This window comes from Enterobacter sp. WCHEn090032, assembly GCF_003986875.1.
GTDB lineage: Bacteria > Pseudomonadota > Gammaproteobacteria > Enterobacterales > Enterobacteriaceae > Enterobacter > Enterobacter sichuanensis.
Map to the genome: position 1 here is coordinate 1 of NZ_RXRN01000044.1, position 17,778 is coordinate 17,778.

The window sequence follows — 17,778 nt, forward strand, 5'->3', positions numbered from 1 at the left end:
TAATCCGGTGGTTACAAGCAGTCTTCGGTGGAGCGGTAGTTCAGTCGGTTAGAATACCTGCCTGTCACGCAGGGGGTCGCGGGTTCGAGTCCCGTCCGTTCCGCCACTTATTAGAAGCCCTGAGTTAACGCTCAGGGCTTTTTTCTTATCTGTCGCCCAATTATTGCTAAATAAGCAAAAATCCTCTGCGTTTTACGATCTTTTTCTTCATAACCGCTGTAGCGATAATTCTCCTCAGTTAACAAACATTATGAATAACGAGGATTATATGACTCTCCCTGCATTTGGCCTGGGCACTTTCCGCCTGAAAGACGACGTTATTATCGCATCTGTAAAAACCGCACTCGAACTCGGTTATCGTGCAATTGATACGGCACAGATCTATGAAAACGAAGCTGCCGTGGGTCAGGCCATTGAAGAAAGCGGCGTGCCGCGTAGCGAACTGTTTATTACCACCAAAATCTGGATTGAAAACCTCAGCAAAGACAAGCTGATCCCGAGCCTGAAAGAGAGCCTGAAGAAGTTGCGCACCGACTATGTCGATCTGACGCTGATCCACTGGCCATCACCAAACGATGCCGTCTCTGTGGAAGAATTCATGCAGGCACTTCTGGAAGCGAAAGAGCAGGGCCTGACGCGTGAAATTGGCATTTCCAACTTCACCATTCCGCTGATGGAAAAAGCCATTGCCGCCGTTGGCGCAGACAACATTGCGACTAATCAGATTGAACTCTCTCCTTATCTGCAAAACCGCAAAGTGGTGGACTGGGCCAAACAGCACGGCATCCACATCACTTCTTACATGACGCTGGCTTACGGTAAGGCGCTGAAAGATGAAGTGATTATGCGTATCGCTGAGAAACATAATGCGACGGCTGCGCAGGTGATCCTGGCATGGGCGATGGGTGAAGGGTATGCGGTGATCCCATCATCAACTAAACGTGAAAACCTGGCCAGCAACCTGTTAGCCGTGGATCTTCAACTGGATGCTGACGACAAAAAAGCGATCGCTGCTCTGGAGTGCAACGACCGCCTGGTCAGCCCTGAAGGTTTAGCGCCAAACTGGGATTAAGTTTGACCCACCCTCTGTACACTTAACCCTCACACAGCTCCTCCGGGAGCTGTTTTTATATGCTCACTCAGAAAATCAATAAAGGCACGGATGCGTGTACTCACCGCTCTGTCGCTGTAATACACTGCGCTAAAAGGCATTTCGACCGGCAGACGTTTATCCGCCATCAGTTCCACAAGTTCACCACGCGCTATTTCCTTATCAATCATGTAGTCAGACAAACAGGCGATCCCGTTACCTTCAAGACACAATTGCTTCAGCGTCTCCCCGCTGTTAGACGACAACCCGCAGGTGATCTCATGCAACTGACCGTCAGGGCAGGCGACAGGCCAGGTATTCAGCGACACGGGTTCCGTAAAGCCCAGACACAGATGCTGTTTCAACTCTTCAACCGTTTCAGGTTTGCCATGTTCAGCGATGTATTGCGGCGAGGCGATAATTTTACGGTAGCTGGCAAACAAAGGGCGCGCACGCAGGCTTGAATCCGTCAGGGTTCCCGCCCGGATCGCCACATCCACTTTGCGTTCGATAAGGTTGATAAAGGTCTCAGAGGAGACCAAAGAGAGTGTCATTTCCGGATAACGCTCACGAAAAGGTTTGATCAGCGGCATCAGAAAGTGCAGAACCACCGGTGTGGCCGCATCAATGCGCAGCAACCCACGCGGGGTGCTACGTGTTTCCATGATCTCCGTCTCCGCTGCCGCCATCTCCTGCAGGACCGACTGTACGCGGCGGAAATAGCGCTCACCTTCCTCGGTCAGGCTGAGCTGCCGTGTCGTCCGGTTGAGCAAACTCACCCCAAGCTTCATCTCCAGTTTTTTTACCGCGCGGCTAATGGCTGAGTTAGCTTGCCCCAGCTGTTCCGCCGCACGGCTGAAACTGCCGCTTTCGACGACGGCGACAAAGATAGTCAGCTCTTCCGACGTAGCTTTCATTGTTGCACCACCTGCAAAATTCTATTGAGATTTTGACCATTTTTGTTATTTAACCACTGGCGCATACTGCCTGTCATCTTAATCCTGATGATACGGAGTATTTTATGCCACTGGCGCTACTTGCCCTGACGATCAGTGCCTTTGCAATCGGCACGACCGAATTTGTTATCGTAGGACTGGTTCCTACCATTGCTAACCAGCTTGCGATCTCGTTGCCCTCCGCCGGGCTGTTGGTCTCAATCTACGCCCTGGGCGTTGCCGTCGGTGCGCCAGTGCTGACGGCTCTGACCGGACGTTTCCCACGTAAACAGCTGTTAGTCGCGCTGATGGTGCTGTTTACCGCCGGCAACATTCTGGCCTGGCAAGCGCCGGACTACACAACGCTGGTGATTGCCCGCCTGTTGACTGGCCTCGCACACGGTGTGTTCTTCTCGATTGGTTCCACCATTGCAACCAGCCTGGTACCTAAAGAGAAAGCGGCTTCAGCCATTGCAATCATGTTTGGTGGGCTGACCGTCGCCCTGGTCACGGGCGTACCGTTGGGGACGTTTATCGGACAGCACTTCGGCTGGCGTGAAACTTTCCTTGCCGTCTCTTTACTGGGGGTCATCGCCCTGGTGGCCAGCCTGCTGCTGGTTCCGTCGAATATTCCCGGCCGGGCGAGCGCCAGCCTGCGCGATCAACTGAGAGTGCTTACGCACCCACGTTTACTGATCATCTATGCGGTTACCGCCCTGGGCTATGGTGGGGTATTCACCGCCTTCACCTTCCTGGCACCGATGATGCAGGATCTGGCCGGTTTCTCTCCCAATGCCGTGAGCTGGATTTTGCTGGGATACGGTATCTCCGTTGCGATTGGCAATATCTGGGGTGGCAAGCTGGCAGATAAGCATGGTGCGGTCCCGGCACTGAAATTCATCTTCGCTGCCCTGGTTGTGCTGCTACTGATTTTCCAGTTCACGGCTTCGATGCACTACGCTGCGCTGGTTACGGTACTCGTCATGGGGATCTTTGCTTTTGGCAATGTTCCCGGGCTTCAGGTTTATGTAGTACAAAAAGCTGAGCTCTACACACCAAATGCGGTGGATGTGGCATCAGGTCTGAACATTGCCGCATTTAATATTGGTATCGCGCTGGGCTCCATCATTGGCGGACAAACCGTCGCGCATGTTGGATTAACTCAGACGCCCTGGATCGGCGCGGTGATTGTCCTGGTGGCCTTCCTGCTGATTGGTCTGAGCGGACGTCTGGATAAACCTGCCCGTGTGGCGCTGGGATGACATGAGTAAGTGCTTGCTTACAAAACTGGAAAGCGGTTTCTCAGAAATTGCGTTGAAAGTATGACCTAAAGTCCCTATAACATTAGAACCAGTCCGTTTTCCGGGCTGGTTCACGTTACAGAGGCTGTTTCCAAAAGTGCGAAAAAATACCTATGCCATGCGTTATGTTGCCGGAATGCCCGCGGAGAGGATCTTGCCTCCGGGGTCGTTTGCGAGCATCAGCCAGGCATTGCCCGCCGGTACTCCGTTAAGTAGCGATGAAAAAATTCGCGTGCTGGTGTGGAATATCTTTAAGCAGCAGCGCGCCGAGTGGTTATCGGTCCTCAAGAACTTTGGAAAAGATGCCCACCTGGTTCTGCTCCAGGAGGCGCAAACCACCCCTGAGCTGGTCAGGTTTGCGACCACTAACTATCTCGCCGCCGACCAGGTGCCAGCATTTGTTTTGCCTCAACATCCCTCCGGTGTAATGACGCTGTCTGCGGCGCATCCGGTCTACTGTTGCCCCTTACGCGAACGCGAGCCTATCCTGCGTCTGGCGAAATCGGCGCTGGTGACGGTCTACCCGCTGCCGGATACCCGAATGCTGATGGTCGTGAATATCCACGCGGTCAATTTCAGCCTCGGCGTGGATGTGTATAGTAAGCAGTTACTCCCTATTGGCGATCAGATTGCGCATCACAGTGGGCCCATCATCATGGCCGGTGATTTCAATGCCTGGAGCCGCCCGCGCATGAATGCGCTGTACCGCTTCGCGCGAGAAATGTCGCTGCGTGAAGTTCGTTTTAGCGATGACCAGCGCAAAAAAGCCTTTGGTCGTCCTCTCGATTTTGTCTTCTATCGTGGTTTGAGCGTGCATGACGCCTCTGTTCTGGTCACGCGTGCCTCCGATCACAATCCTCTACTCGTCGAATTCAGTCCCGGCAAACCTGATAAATAATGGTGTGTCAGGTCTGCCGTGGGGCAGGCCTGTGCGGGTGCTGCCCTTTATTTTAAACTCACAAAGGACAGTACGATGACAACAACACACTCCCATCATGACAACGTAGAAAAACAGTTCGGTTCTCAGGCAAATGCTTATCTGAGCAGCGCCGTACACGCTACTGGCCGCGATCTGGTGCGTCTCGGTGAACGCCTGGCGGCATTCCCGCAGTCCCACGTGCTGGATTTAGGCTGCGGAGCGGGGCATGCCAGCTTTACGGCTGCGCAGCAGGTGGCGCAGGTCACCGCATATGACTTATCCGGCCAGATGCTGGAAGTGGTTGCTGAAGTGGCAAAAGCGAAAGGGCTGCATAATATTGCTACGTGCCAGGGGTATGCCGAATCCTTACCGTTTGACGATGTGTCATTTGAGGTGGTGATCAGCCGTTATTCCGCGCACCACTGGCATGATGTCGGCCAGGCATTACGCGAAGTCAAACGCGTTCTGAAGCCAGGTGGCATCTTCATTATTATGGATGTCATGTCGCCCGGGCATCCGGTACGCAATATCTGGCTGCAGACGGTGGAAGCGCTGCGCGACACCTCCCATGTGCAAAACTACTCTGGCGGAGAGTGGTTAACCTTTATCACTGAAGCGGGCCTGATTACGCGCGCGTTGATAACAGACCGTTTGCCGCTGGAGTTCAGCTCGTGGATCGCGCGTATGCGCACCCCGGAAGCATTGAGCCAGGCGATCAGGCTGTATCAGGAGAGTGCGTCCGCAGAAGTGAAGGCGTACTTTGAACTGCAGGATGACGGTTCATTCACCAGCGATACCATCATGGCTGAAGCGCAGAAAGCGGGATAAACAAAAAAGGCACCGAGGGGAATCGGTGCCTTTTTATCTTGCGATCGTGTCATCAGGAGTCTGGCGTAGCGCTGTTCTTCACAAACAGCGTCAGCTGGTCGCCTGGTTTCAGGTTGTCAGTATCATTGTTCCAGCGCATCACATCTTTGATGTTCACGCCGTGTCGTTTTGCGATACTGGACAGTGAATCGCCTTTGCGCACGCGATAGGTAATGCTATCGCTGTTGCTGGCGAGACGCTGTGCACTACTCCCTGCACCTACCGTCAGCGTTTGACCGACTTTCAGGCCTGAACTGCGCAGGTTATTCCACTGCTGCAGATCGCTTGCCGTCACGCCAAGACGTGATGCAATACCCGAAAGCGTATCACCTGAACGAACCTTATAACTGCGGCTGTTGACGGATGATGCATCCGCGATCAGCGTTGACTGAACGGCGGCGATTTCACCCGAAGCTAAAGACTCGCGTAACTGCTCAGCATGCTTCTGCGGAACCATTACATACTGTGGGCCACTTGCCCCCAGGGTTGAGCCTTTAACGCCAGCATTAAAGGTTTTCAATTTACTGACCGACATACCCGTCATATCAGCGACCTGTTGAATATCAACCGGGTTGCTGAGGCGAACGCGCGCCAGTGCACGACTTTCGTCTGGTGTTGGCAGTTGTACACCGTAACGCTTGCTGTTCTTGAGAATATCACTCAATGCCAGCATCTTCGGTACGTAAATCTTTGTTTCCTGTGGCAGTGAGAGCGACCAAAAATCGGTGGATTTACCCCGTGCTTTATTCGCTTTCATTGCCTTCAGTACACGACCTTCGCCACTATTATACGCTGCGACCGTTAACAGCCAGTCGCCGTCAAACATCTTGTTCAGACGTTGCATCATGTCGAGAGCGGCTGTCGTGGAAGCGACAACATCGCGACGCGCATCATAGTTGCGGGTCTGTTTCAGACCATAGTTTCGCCCGGTGCTCGGAATGATCTGCCAAATGCCTGCGGCATTGGCGCCAGACGTCGCGTGTGGGTCAAAAGCGCTCTCCACTATGGGTAGGAGTACCAGCTCCATAGGCATGTTACGTTTTTTAACTTGCCCGGCTATCCAGTACATATACGGCTCTGCCCGTAACGTTACATCGTGGAGATAGCTCTTATTTCTTAAATACTTCTGTTTCTGTTCGCGAATCCGGCTGTTTTCCGGAATTCCCATCTTTAGCTCGTCGCCAATAGAGGTCCACAAGTCTTGATCCTGCGCGAAAGATGTCCCATCGTCCATCCAGCGCGCTGCACTTGTAAACTTCCCTGCTTCCCCTTGACCAGCTGCAGAAAGGCTCTGTGCGTGCTGTTGTACGTTGCTGCCGTTCTGCGACTGGCAACCTACGAGCAGGACAGAGGCGAGTAATATCGCTTTTGCCTTCATGTGTGTGTCAATAGTTGCTTAAAAGACGAGCGATGATAACGGCGAATTTTTGAAAAGGCAACCCGCAATTATCTGAAGTTATCTTTCTTTGACCTTAACCATGCAAATCGCTCTTCTGGTTGTTGCAAATTTGTTTCTTGGTTAATTTTATTAATTAAATCAATATCATCTGTTCGTAAAAATAAATTAATTTGGCGCTCATTTTTCAGAATTACGGGGAGTGTATTTTGGTTTTTTGCACGTAACTCCTTCACTTTGTGGTAATAATCCTGAATCGCCCGATCCTCCGGTAACAGGCTAACAGCAAACTTCATATTTCCTAATGTATACTCATGCGCGCAACAAATAACGGTGTCGTCAGGTAAGGCGCTAATCTTCTGTAAAGAGTGATACATTTGGGCTGGTGTGCCTTCAAAGAGTCTTCCGCAGCCTCCGGAGAACAGCGTGTCGCCGCAAAACAGATAAGGTTTACTGTAGAAACACAGATGTCCTGAAGTGTGACCTGGTGTAGCAAATACAGAAAACTCCCACTCCCCGATGAGGATATTTTTGCCCTCTTCGACTATGTGCGTGGTTCCCTTATCTTGTGTCTCTGCCGGTCCGTAAACCACAAGATGCGGAAAACGGGCGCGAAGCTCGCCAACACCGCCAGTGTGATCGTGATGATGGTGGGTCAACAGAATGGCTTCAGGTTGCCAGCCATTTTCCTTAATAACGTGCAAAACGGGGGCGGACTCTCCGGGGTCGACAATGACGCATCGACGTTGGTCGTCAACCAAAACCCAGATGTAATTGTCCTCAAAAGCAGGAATACTGATAAGATTCATACATTACCTCTTATAGCGTGGCGGGTGTGTTGATGAAACCGGCAAGGATACCTCAGACTGTCGCAGCACCGGAACGTTGGGCGGAATTGCCCTGGGGTGAATACTATCGCGAGGCGTTAGAACAACAGCTCAGGCCCTGGCTCGCGAAAATGTATGGCTTTCACCTGCTTAAGATTGGCAATCTCAGCGCGGAAATCAATACCGAAAGCTGCGCTATCTCGCATCAGGTCAATGTCTCTCTCGGCGGATCGCCGGTTCAGGTGAAGGCCGACCCATTGCATCTGCCGTTTGCCGAAAAATCCGTTGATGCGTGTTTGCTCGCGCACACGTTACCCTGGTGCAGCGACCCGCATCGTCTGCTTCGCGAAGCCGATCGCGTGCTGATTGATGACGGCTGGCTGGTACTTAGCGCCTTCAATCCGCTGAGTCTGATGGGGCTGCGTAAGCTGGTGCCGGTGCTGCGCCGCACACCACCTTACAACAGCCGGATGTTCACCATGATGCGCCAGCTTGACTGGCTTTCACTGCTGAATTTTGAAGTGCTCAGCTACGGTGGTTTTCAGGTGCTGCCCTGGGCGCGGCAGGGGGGCGTCGTGTTGAGCACCCATCTGCCTGCACTGGGCTGTTTGCAGTTTATCGTGGCGCGTAAGCGAACCATTCCCCTTACGCTTAATCCGATGAAGCAGAGCAAATCGAAAACGCCCATACGCCAGACCGTGGGCGCCACGCGACAGTACAAAAAAAACGATCAGGCGTCGGGCTGATAGCCCGCATCTTCATGAGCGGGGTTGGCCGCCGCCGCCCGCGCCAGTTCGTCGCAGCGTTCGTTTTCCGGATGGCCGGCGTGGCCTTTTACCCACTCCCACTTTATTTCATGCTGCCCCAGCGCGGCATCAAGCCGTTTCCAGAGATCGACATTCTTGACCGGCTTCTTATCGGCGGTCATCCAGCCGCGTTTTTTCCAGTTGTGGATCCACTGGGTGATCCCCTGACGCACGTACTGGCTGTCGGTGCTTAACACCACGTCACAATGCTCTTTTAGCGCCTCCAGCGCCACAATGGCCGCCATCAACTCCATCCGGTTGTTGGTGGTCAGAAAATAGCCTTCGCTAAAAGTTTTTTCATGCTGGCGATAGCGCATAATCGCACCGTAGCCGCCAGGCCCTGGGTTGCCGAGACAAGATCCATCGGTGAAAATTTCTACCTGTTTACGCATCTCTGGTAGACTTCCTGTATTTGAAACGTTCAGTTAAACGATAAGTCTGACATAAATGACCGCTATGAGCACTGCAATTACTCGCCAGATTGTCCTCGATACCGAAACCACCGGTATGAACCAGATCGGCGCGCACTACGAAGGGCATAAGATCATCGAGATCGGTGCCGTTGAAGTGGTGAACCGTCGTCTGACGGGGAACAACTTCCACGTCTACCTGAAACCCGATCGGCTGGTGGATCCCGAAGCGTTCGGCGTTCACGGTATTGCCGATGAGTTCTTGCTGGATAAACCGACCTTTGCGGAGGTGGCGGACGAGTTTCTGGAGTATATCAAAGGCGCTGAGCTCATCATCCACAACGCCTCGTTCGATATCGGCTTTATGGACTATGAGTTTAGTAAGCTCCAGCGCGATATTCCGAAAACGAATACGTTTTGCAAAGTCACCGATAGCCTGGCGCTGGCGAGGAAAATGTTCCCCGGCAAGCGTAACAGCCTTGACGCACTCTGTTCGCGCTATGAGATAGACAACACCAAGCGAACGCTGCACGGGGCGTTGCTCGATGCCCAGATCCTGGCTGATGTCTATCTGGCGATGACCGGTGGCCAGACGTCAATGAAGTTCAGCATGGAAAACGAATCCCAGCAGACGCAGGACGAAGCGGGTATTCAGCGCGTCGTTCGCCAGGCCAGTCGGTTGCGGGTTGTTTTAGCCAGCGATGAAGAGCTGCTTAACCACGAATCCCGTCTGGATCTGGTGCAGAAGAAAGGCGGAAGCTGTATGTGGCGCGCCTGAAAAAGCGCCGGAATGCCTGTAAAATCATCGTTCGGGCGATTTTTGCAGCAAACGATTCAAAACGTGAGAAAAAGCATTGACGGGATCGGAGGCACACCGTAATATGCGCCTCGTTCCCCAAACGGGAACAGTGGAGCGGTAGTTCAGTCGGTTAGAATACCTGCCTGTCACGCAGGGGGTCGCGGGTTCGAGTCCCGTCCGTTCCGCCACTATTCAGAAAGCCTGAATCAGAAATGATTCAGGCTTTCGTCGTTTCAGCTTTCTGAAATGTCTTCCTCTTTATTTTTTAACAAAAAGTTAAATTGTATGGTGCAATTAATTAACATATGCACAACATTAGTGCATTATTTGCACTAATTTTGTGCATTTAATCTGCCTAAACCTCTTTTGATGTCAGGCAGGGTGTTTCTTTTTGTAAATATAAACCACGAAAAATCATCCTCTTATCTCCCACTTTCCAAAAACTTCCTGAACCAATTTCAAATTGGTTTGGTTATTGCTTAATCATTAGCACGGTAAGTAGCACGTCATATCAATAACTTATCGTTAATAAAAAAAAACAATGATGAAAGCGAGCGAACCAATATGGAAAAACCGTCACGGTTTCTGGCAAATTCCAGCACCGCGCTTGAGCAGCTGCGTGGGCTAATCAACCAGCATGAGTCAACACCAGGCACTCCACTGCCCACGGAACGTGAGCTGTCGGAGACTCTCGGCGTAGGACGCCGTGAAGTGCGTCGTGCGCTGGATGTGCTGGAAGAAGAGGGGCGCATCTGGCGTAAGCAGGGCAAAGGCACCTTTATCGGTCCTTCTGCCCCTGTCGAACCGCTGGCCCTTCAGGGATTGGTTCAGCAAACCAACCTTCTCGAAGTGATGGAGGCTCGCCTGCAGCTCGAACCCGGCTTAGCCCGGCTTGCGGCACTGCGTGCCACCAGGGAAAACCTCGCGCTGATGCAGCGCATGCTGGAACGCATTGATAAGGTCAGCCCGGATGACCGCGATCTCAACGAACTGTGGGACAGCGCCTTTCACCGCGCCATTGCGGAGGCCGCGGGTAACCGCCTGATGCTCGGCCTGTTTGATGCCATTGATGCCGTCAGACGTGAACCGGGCTGGCAGCACCTGCGCGAATTAGCCCGCACCCCCGAACGCGTCGACAGTTATAACGACCACCATCACAAGATCATGGCTGCGATTATCCATCGCCAGCCAAATGAGGCCGCGGCCGCCATGCGCGAACACCTGCTCAGCCTGCAAACCGCCCTGATCCATGCGATCCACCTTGAAGACGACTTCACGCTATGACGACGATCCCATTTAACGATCCCACGCCTGTTCTGCGCGTACGCAATCTGAATGTCAGGTTCGCCGGCTCGCCGGTGAGCGTGCTGGAGGATATTTCACTGACGGTTAAAGCGGGCGAAACCCTGGCGCTGGTGGGGGAGTCAGGCTGCGGGAAAAGTATCACCTCATTAGCGCTGATGGGCCTGTTGCCTGCCAGCGCCCGGATCGTCAGCGGGGAGATGCATTTTCGCCGTCACGATCTGCGCAAGCTTTCACCGCGGGAATATGCCGACCTGCGCGGCAGCGAGCTGGCGATGATTTTCCAGGAGCCAATGACCTCGCTTAATCCGGCATTTACGCTGGGGGATCAGCTGAGCGAAGCGGTTATGCGCCATCAGAGCGTCTCGCGAGCAGAGGCGATGAAGGTCGCGCTGCAGATCCTTGAGAAGGTGCAGATCCCGGCCGCAGAGATGAGGCTGAAGGCGTACCCCCACCAGCTTTCCGGTGGCATGCGCCAGCGCGTGATGATTGCGATGGCGCTGATTAACCACCCGAAACTGCTGATTGCCGATGAACCGACCACCGCCCTCGACGTAACGATCCAGGCGCAAATTCTCGCTTTGCTGAACACCCTCAAAGAAGAGACCGGCACGGCAGTGCTGATGATCACTCACGATTTAGGCGTGGTGGCAGAGGTCGCCCAGCAGGTGGCGGTGATGTATGCCGGGCAGGTGGTGGAGCAGGGAAGCGTGGAGGCCATCTTTGCCGACCCGCAGCACCCGTACACCATCGGCCTGATGGGGTCGATTCCCTCTCTGGGCGCACGTAAAGGCCCGCTTTCCACGATTCCCGGATCGGTGCCGCTGGCGGAATTCATGCCGAAGGGCTGCCGTTTTGCCACCCGTTGTCCGTTTGCACAGGCGCGCTGCCATGCTGAAAAACCACCGCTCACTGCGCAGGGGGGCGGCCATCAGGTCGCCTGCTTCCGCGTACCGCTTGAACACCACATTGCCCTGGGAGAGACCGCATGACCACGCCGATCCTTGAAGCCCGCGATCTCAGCAAGCTGTTCCCCGGCCCTAAGAAACTTTTTACCCCGGCCCGGTTTGTGACGGCGGTCGACCGCGTGTCGCTGGCCGTGATGCCGGGCGAAACGCTGGCGATTGTCGGGGAGTCGGGGTCCGGGAAATCCACCCTCGGTCGTCTGCTGCTGCGTCTGCTGGCCGCCAGCGAAGGGCGCGTGTTTTACCAGGGAGAGGAGATCACGCATGCCTCGGGCGCGCGCCTCAACCAGCTCCGGCGCGAGCTGCAAATTATCTTTCAGGATCCCTTTGCCTCGCTCAACCCGCGTATGACGGTGGAGCAGATCGTTGGCGAGCCGCTGTGGCTGCACCAGAACATGAAAAAAGCGGACCGCCAGTACCGCGTAGCTGAACTGCTGAAGACCGTTGGCCTGCCTGCCGCCTGGGCCGGACGTTATCCGCACGAGTTTTCTGGCGGGCAGCGTCAGCGCATTGGCATTGCGCGCGCGCTGGCGTCGGGACCCAAACTGCTGCTGGGTGATGAACCTGTCTCCGCGCTGGATGTATCCGTGCAGGCCCAGGTGGTGAATTTGCTGGAAAGCCTGAAGCACCAGCTGGGGCTGACGATGGTGATTGTCGCCCACGGCCTGGCGGTTATCCGCCATATGAGCGATCGCGTGGCGGTCATGTACCTCGGGCAAATTGTCGAGCTTGCCACCGTCGATGAGATTTTTGACGCGCCGCTGCACCCTTATACCCAGGCGCTGATCGCCTCGGCGCCGCAGATGCAGCCCGGCACGGAACGTGACGCCCCGCTGTTGCAGGGAGATTTGCCGAACCCGGCCAACCCGCCGTCCGGCTGTCGCTTCCATACGCGTTGCCCGTACGTCACTGACGAATGCCGCCAGGTTGAACCCATTAACCAACTCCTGGACGGTGGACGTCAGGTGGCCTGTCATCGCTGGCAGGAAATTAATCGCGATCGCAGTGTTATCCAGATTGCACCGCCATCCGCTGCTTTTCTGCGCCGCCGCGCGCTGTTTGAACACGCGGCCACTCACTCCTCCCTTCCTTCAAGGAACTCATGATAATGACAATGCGTAATTCTCTTTTGACCGTACTGGGAAGTGTTATGTTGCTTGGCGCGGCGCTGCCCGCCCATTCTGAAAGCGTGCTGCGTGTGGGGCTGGGGGCTGACCCGGACATGCTCGACCCGCATCTGGCGCGCACCTACTATGGCCGCTTCGTGTTTGCTTCCCTGTGCGACAGGCTGGTGGACGTGGATGAAAATCTGAAGGTCGTGCCTGGTCTGGCGAAAGACTGGGCCTGGAGCGACGACGGCAAAACCCTGACCCTGAATTTGCGCGAGGGCGTCACCTTCCACGACGGTGAGAAATTCGATGCGGCCGCCGCAAAATACAACCTCGACCGCGCCCTGACCTTAAAAGGCTCCCTGCGTAAAAGCGAGATTTCCTCCGTGGAGTCCGTTGAGGTCACAGGCCCGATGCAGATTGCCCTGCACCTGAAAACGCCGGACGCCGCGCTGCTGATGCAGCTCACCGACCGCGCGGGTGCGATGATGGCCCCCGACGCGGCGAAAAAGCCGGATTTTGCCGCCCATCCCGTCTGTTCCGGTCCGTATAAATTCGACAGCCGCGTGTCCCAGGACCGCATCGTTCTGACGCGTTTCGACAATTACTGGAACAAAGACGCCTACCACTTCGACAAAATTATCTATCTGCCGATCCCGGATGCCTCCGTGCGCCTGGCGAACCTGCGCGCGGGCGATCTCGACCTGACCGAAGGGATTGCCGCCAGCGATGTCAAAACCGTCGAAGCCGACAGCAAGCTGGCGCTGGCAAAAGTGACCGGTCTGGGCTATCAGGGCATTACCTTCAACATCAATAACGGCAAGGTGCCGGCGAACGATCCGTTCAGGGACGCCCGCGTGCGTGAAGCGTTTTCTCAGGCCATCGACCGCGATGCGCTAAACCAGGTGGTCTTTGAAGGGCTGTATACGCCAGCCAACCAGCCGTTTTCGACGGTGAGCCCGTATCACGTCAACCTGCCGGTGCCACCGCGCGATGTCGATAAAGCCAAAGCGCTGCTGAAAGCGGCAGGCGTCACTACGCCGCTGACCGTTAACCTGCTGGTGCCGAACAACCCAACCTCGCAGCAGGTCGGTCAGGTGCTGCAGGCGATGGTCGCTGAGGCGGGCTTTAACCTGAATCTGCAGATGACCGAATTCGCCACGCTGCTGGATCGCCAGCAGAGCGGTGATTATCAGCTGAGCTTCTCCGGCTGGTCGGGGCGCCCGGATCCGGACGGCAGCATCTACGGGTTTATTCACAGCAAAGGCACCCTGAACGACGGTCGCTACAGCAACGCGCAGGTTGATGAGTGGCTGACCCAGGCGCGTCTCAGCAACGACAAAGCCGTTCGTCAGCCGCTGTACGACAAGGTGGTGAAGCAGCTGCAAACCGACATGCCGATTGCCTGGCTCTACTTCGAGCCGCGCATTTTTGGCCTGAACAAGAAAGTGCAGGGCTTTAAACCGTATCCGGACGGCATCGTGCGTCTGGCTGGCTTAACGCTGGCGAAATAAACGTCCTGAGGAGAGCCCATGCTGGAACTGATTTGCAAACGTCTGCTGCTGGCCATCCCGACGCTGTTGCTGGTGAGCATGATGGTCTTCGGGCTGCAAAAGCTGCTGCCCGGCGACCCGCTGATCGCCATGGCCGGGGAGGAGCGCGATCCGGCGGTCATCGCCCAGCTGCGTGCGGAGCTGAATCTCGATGCCCCGATCCCGGTGCAGTATTTCCACTGGCTGACGCGCGCGCTGCAGGGGGATCTGGGTGTCTCCTTGCGCACCCACGAGCCGGTGACGCAGTTAATTGCCAGCAAGCTGCCGGTCACGCTGGAGCTGTCGCTGCTGGCGATGATTGTTGCGCTGGTGTTCGGCATCAGCATGGGGATCCTCGCCGCAGTGTACAAAAACAGCTGGGTCGATCACGGAGCGAACTTTGTGGCGATCTCCGGGATCTCAATACCGCACTTCTGGCTGGGGATCCTGCTGATTCTGGTCTTTTCGGTGAACCTGCAGTGGCTGCCCGCCTCAGGCTACGTGCCGTTCAGTGAAGATCCGATCCAGAACCTGCGTACGCTGCTGCTGCCGGCAGTCGTGCTCGGAACCGGTCTGGCGGCGACGCTGATGCGCCATACGCGCGCGTCGATGATTGCGGTCCTGAAAGCGGATTACATCCGCACCGCGCGGGCAAAAGGGCTATTGCCGAAAGCGGTGATCTTAAAGCACGCATTTCGCAACGCGCTGGTGCCGGTGATCACGCTCACTACGCTGCTGTTCGGCGAGCTGCTGGGCGGCGCGGTATTGACCGAGCAGGTCTTCACCATTCCGGGCTTCGGCAAGATGATCGTCGACTCGGTGTTTAACCGTGACTACGCGGTGGTGCAGGGCGTGGTGTTGATCGTGGCGATCGGCTTCCTGCTGCTGAACCTGCTGGCCGACGTGCTCTACGTCCTTATCAACCCGAAAATGCGAGGTTAACGATGGCGGAACTGACGACACAAACCGTTGCGCCTGCGCTGCCGCGCGCGCAGAGCCGGGTGCTGAAGAAATTCCTCGCGAACAAGAGCGCAGTGGCTGGCGCAGTGATAGTGGGTTTCTTTGTGCTGGTGGCGCTGCTGGCGCCATGGGTAGCCCCGTTCGATCCGGTCAAGGCTAACTTCCTGGCGGTGCGCAAAGCGCCGTCGGCGATGTACTGGTTCGGCACCGACGAGCTGGGGCGCGACATCTTATCCCGCATTATCTGGGGGGCGCGCACCTCGCTGATGGCGGGCTGCATGTCGGTGGTTATCGCGGTGGTCATCGGCGTGCCGCTGGGGCTGGTGGCAGGTTACTTCCAGAAGATGTGGGACGGGGTGATCTCGCGCGTTATCGAGGCACTGCTGGCCTGCCCGTTCCTGATCATGGCGATCGCGCTCGGGGCGTTTTTAGGCCCGAGTCTCACCAACGCGATGATCGCCATCGGCCTTTCCGCCATGCCGATCTTCGCCCGCCTGACGCGCGGCCAGGTGATCGCCATTCGCAACGAAGAGTACATCGACGGCGCGCGGGCGATTGGCCTGCCGGATCGCTGGATCATCATCAAATACGTCCTGCCCAACGTGATGTCGCCGATCCTGGTCCAGGCCACGCTGGCTATTGCCTCGGCGATTATTGCCGAAGCCAGCCTGTCGTTTTTAGGGCTGGGGCAGCAGCCGCCCAACCCGTCCTGGGGCTCGATGCTCAACACCGCGAAAGGGTTTCTTGAGCAGGCGCCGTGGATGTCCATTTTCCCCGGCGTGGCGATTTTCCTCGCCGTGCAGGGCTTTAATTTACTCGGCGACGGGCTGCGCGATGCGCTCGATCCGCGCCATGACTAAGGAGTCATGATGACCAAAGCGCTTGATTTTACGTCCGGTTACCTTTCACGCCGCCCACCGATGATGGGCCATAACGCGGTGGCAACGTCTCAGCCGCTGGCGGCGCAGGCGGGGATGAAGATGCTGCAACTGGGCGGGAATGCCGTTGATGCGGCCATTGCCACCGCGATGGCCCTGACGGTGGTCGAGCCGACCGGCAACGGGATTGGCAGCGATGCCTTCGCCATTGTCTGGGACGGTGAAAAATTGCACGGACTGAACGCGTCGGGTCGTTCACCGGCGAGCTGGCATGCGGATCTGTTTGCCGGAAAAACCGCGGTGCCGGAAATCGGCTGGGACGCGGTGACCGTACCGGGGGCGGTATCCGGCTGGGTCGCGCTGGCGGAACGCTTCGGCACGCTGCCGCTGACCACCCTGGCGCAGCCTGCGGTTGACTACGCGCGCAACGGTTTCCCGGTCTCGCCGCTGATTGGGCATCTCTGGCAGCGCGGCTATCTCAAGCTGAAAGATCAGCCGGGCTTCAGCGCCTGCTTCGCGCCGGAAGGCCGCGCCCCGCGCGTGGGGGAGATTTTCCGTAACCCGGCGCAGGCGAACTCGCTGGAGCTGATTGCGAGAACCAACGGCGAGGCGTTTTACCGTGGCGAGCTGGCGCAGAAAATTGCCGCCTTTGCCAAAGAACATGGCGCGCACCTGACGGCGGAGGATCTGGCTAACCATCGCGTCGACTGGGTAGAGCTGCTGTCGCGCGACTTCGCGGGCGGTTCGGTGCAGGAGCTGCCGCCGAATGGCCAGGGGATTGCCACGCTGATTGCGCTGGGCATTCTTGAGCAATGTGGTATTGAGAAGCACCATCCGGATTCCGTGCAGTCCCTGCACCTGTCCATTGAGGCGATGAAGCTGGCGCTGGCGGACCTCGACCGCTACGTGGCGGATGAAGATCATATGGCGTTCGCGGCAAAAGAGTTGTTGAGCGACGCTTATCTGAAGTCGCGTGCGGCGCTGATCAACCACGACAGCGCGTCTGATTTTGTCTACGGTTCCCCGACGCAGAGCGGCACGGTCTACATCAGCACCGCGGACGCCAGCGGGATGATGGTCTCGTTTATTCAGTCCAACTATATGGGCTTTGGGTCCGGGATTGTGGTACCGGATACCGGGATCAGCCTGCAAAACCGCGGCTGCGGATTTGTACTGGATCCTGAGCACCCGAACGCGCTGGCGGGCAGCAAACGTCCGTTCCACACCATCATTCCGGGCTTTGCGATGGACGGTAACGGTAAGCCGCTGATGTCCTTCGGCGTGATGGGCGGGCCGATGCAGGCGCAGGGTCATATGCAGATGGCGCTGCGCATTATGCTGCACGGGCAAAACCCGCAGGCGGCCATCGATGCCCCGCGCTGGCGCGTGGTACAGGGCAGGGAAGTGATCGTCGAATCGACGTTCGATCGCAATACTATCGCGGCGCTGCGCGAGCGCGGGCACCACATCGTGGTGGAGGATCCGCTTCAGGATTACAACTTCGGTGGAGCCCAGGTGATTTACCGGATGCCGGAAGGGCACTACGTGGCCGCGACGGAGAGCCGCAAAGACGGGCAGGCGTTGGTGAGTTAATGTTTTATCCTCCCTCTCCCTTTGGGCTGAGGGATCCCCAGTAATTTTTTACCTGAAGCGATGAACGTTGCTTCAGCAAAATTAATGAG

Annotated in this window: 17 protein-coding genes and 2 tRNA genes; 15 read left to right on the top strand and 4 right to left on the bottom strand. The window is 56.2% G+C overall.

Translation table 11 applies throughout. The annotated features are described in order from the left end of the window. Positions 1–29 precede the first annotated feature (29 nt). Both EKN83_RS22520 and dkgB read left to right on the top strand, forming a co-directional pair. Positions 30–106 (top strand) — tRNA-Asp (locus EKN83_RS22520). A 162-nt stretch (positions 107–268) separates the two neighbouring features. Beyond that, complete coding sequence (dkgB, locus tag EKN83_RS22525; RefSeq protein WP_126801736.1) at positions 269–1,072, top strand: 2,5-didehydrogluconate reductase DkgB; 804 nt, start codon at positions 269–271, stop codon at positions 1,070–1,072. Between the two features lie 29 nt (positions 1,073–1,101). On the opposite strand, the gene yafC is transcribed toward dkgB, so the two are convergent. Further along, positions 1,102–2,007, bottom strand: coding sequence for a DNA-binding transcriptional regulator YafC (gene yafC / locus EKN83_RS22530; protein WP_025757612.1), 906 nt, complete (start codon positions 2,005–2,007; stop codon positions 1,102–1,104). Between the two features lie 104 nt (positions 2,008–2,111). On the opposite strand from yafC, the gene EKN83_RS22535 reads away from it, so the two are divergent. The 3 genes from EKN83_RS22535 (at position 2,112) to EKN83_RS22545 (ending at position 5,073) form a co-directional block, all read left to right on the top strand. After that, positions 2,112–3,287, top strand: a complete 1,176-nt coding sequence (locus tag EKN83_RS22535; RefSeq protein WP_126801737.1) for an MFS transporter — start codon at positions 2,112–2,114, stop codon at positions 3,285–3,287. 136 nt (positions 3,288–3,423) lie between these two features. Then, positions 3,424–4,224: an endonuclease/exonuclease/phosphatase family protein gene (locus tag EKN83_RS22540; protein ID WP_024909448.1), complete on the top strand. Its 801-nt coding sequence runs from the start codon at positions 3,424–3,426 to the stop codon at positions 4,222–4,224. Between the two features lie 75 nt (positions 4,225–4,299). Beyond that, entirely contained in the window at positions 4,300–5,073 is a 774-nt protein-coding gene (locus EKN83_RS22545; RefSeq protein ID WP_185857697.1) for a class I SAM-dependent methyltransferase, read from the top strand. Between the two features lie 52 nt (positions 5,074–5,125). On the opposite strand, the gene mltD is transcribed toward EKN83_RS22545, so the two are convergent. Both mltD and gloB read right to left on the bottom strand, forming a co-directional pair. Continuing rightward, positions 5,126–6,490, bottom strand: coding sequence for a murein transglycosylase D (mltD, locus tag EKN83_RS22550; protein WP_032672480.1), 1,365 nt, complete (start codon positions 6,488–6,490; stop codon positions 5,126–5,128). Positions 6,491–6,558: 68 nt separating this feature from the next. Then, complete coding sequence (gloB, locus tag EKN83_RS22555) at positions 6,559–7,317, bottom strand: hydroxyacylglutathione hydrolase (RefSeq protein WP_126801739.1); 759 nt, start codon at positions 7,315–7,317, stop codon at positions 6,559–6,561. A 32-nt stretch (positions 7,318–7,349) separates the two neighbouring features. Between gloB and EKN83_RS22560 the strand changes: the two genes are divergently transcribed. Then, complete coding sequence (locus tag EKN83_RS22560; RefSeq protein ID WP_025757605.1) at positions 7,350–8,081, top strand: class I SAM-dependent methyltransferase; 732 nt, start codon at positions 7,350–7,352, stop codon at positions 8,079–8,081. Here EKN83_RS22560 and rnhA read toward each other — a convergent pair. After that, positions 8,066–8,533 (bottom strand): ribonuclease HI, encoded by a 468-nt coding sequence (gene rnhA, locus EKN83_RS22565; protein ID WP_025757603.1) that lies wholly within the window; start codon positions 8,531–8,533, stop codon positions 8,066–8,068. The genes EKN83_RS22560 and rnhA overlap by 16 nt on opposite strands. Positions 8,534–8,597: 64 nt before the next feature. Between rnhA and dnaQ the strand changes: the two genes are divergently transcribed. From dnaQ to EKN83_RS22610, 9 genes are all read left to right on the top strand, one after another. Beyond that, positions 8,598–9,329, top strand: coding sequence for a DNA polymerase III subunit epsilon (gene dnaQ, locus EKN83_RS22570; RefSeq protein ID WP_045285097.1), 732 nt, complete (start codon positions 8,598–8,600; stop codon positions 9,327–9,329). A 132-nt stretch (positions 9,330–9,461) separates the two neighbouring features. After that, positions 9,462–9,538, top strand: a tRNA-Asp gene (locus tag EKN83_RS22575). Between the two features lie 376 nt (positions 9,539–9,914). Continuing rightward, positions 9,915–10,634, top strand: coding sequence for a FadR/GntR family transcriptional regulator (locus EKN83_RS22580; RefSeq protein ID WP_095450626.1), 720 nt, complete (start codon positions 9,915–9,917; stop codon positions 10,632–10,634). Then, positions 10,631–11,644 (top strand): ABC transporter ATP-binding protein, encoded by a 1,014-nt coding sequence (locus tag EKN83_RS22585; RefSeq protein WP_025759018.1) that lies wholly within the window; start codon positions 10,631–10,633, stop codon positions 11,642–11,644. Before EKN83_RS22580 ends, EKN83_RS22585 begins: the two co-directional genes overlap by 4 nt. Next, a complete protein-coding gene (locus EKN83_RS22590; protein ID WP_126801740.1) occupies positions 11,641–12,723 on the top strand; it encodes an ABC transporter ATP-binding protein in 1,083 nt (360 codons plus the stop codon). The genes EKN83_RS22585 and EKN83_RS22590 overlap by 4 nt, the downstream gene beginning before the upstream one ends. 2 nt (positions 12,724–12,725) lie before the next feature. Further along, complete coding sequence (locus EKN83_RS22595) at positions 12,726–14,240, top strand: ABC transporter substrate-binding protein (protein ID WP_025759014.1); 1,515 nt, start codon at positions 12,726–12,728, stop codon at positions 14,238–14,240. An 18-nt stretch (positions 14,241–14,258) separates the two neighbouring features. After that, the gene (locus tag EKN83_RS22600; RefSeq protein ID WP_126801741.1) at positions 14,259–15,200 is read left to right on the top strand and encodes an ABC transporter permease; all 942 of its coding nucleotides are present in this window, start codon (positions 14,259–14,261) and stop codon (positions 15,198–15,200) included. A 2-nt stretch (positions 15,201–15,202) separates the two neighbouring features. Beyond that, positions 15,203–16,078 (top strand): ABC transporter permease, encoded by an 876-nt coding sequence (locus tag EKN83_RS22605; RefSeq protein ID WP_095450628.1) that lies wholly within the window; start codon positions 15,203–15,205, stop codon positions 16,076–16,078. Positions 16,079–16,087: 9 nt separating this feature from the next. After that, positions 16,088–17,689 (top strand): gamma-glutamyltransferase family protein, encoded by a 1,602-nt coding sequence (locus tag EKN83_RS22610; RefSeq protein WP_126801742.1) that lies wholly within the window; start codon positions 16,088–16,090, stop codon positions 17,687–17,689. Positions 17,690–17,778: the final 89 nt, after the last annotated feature.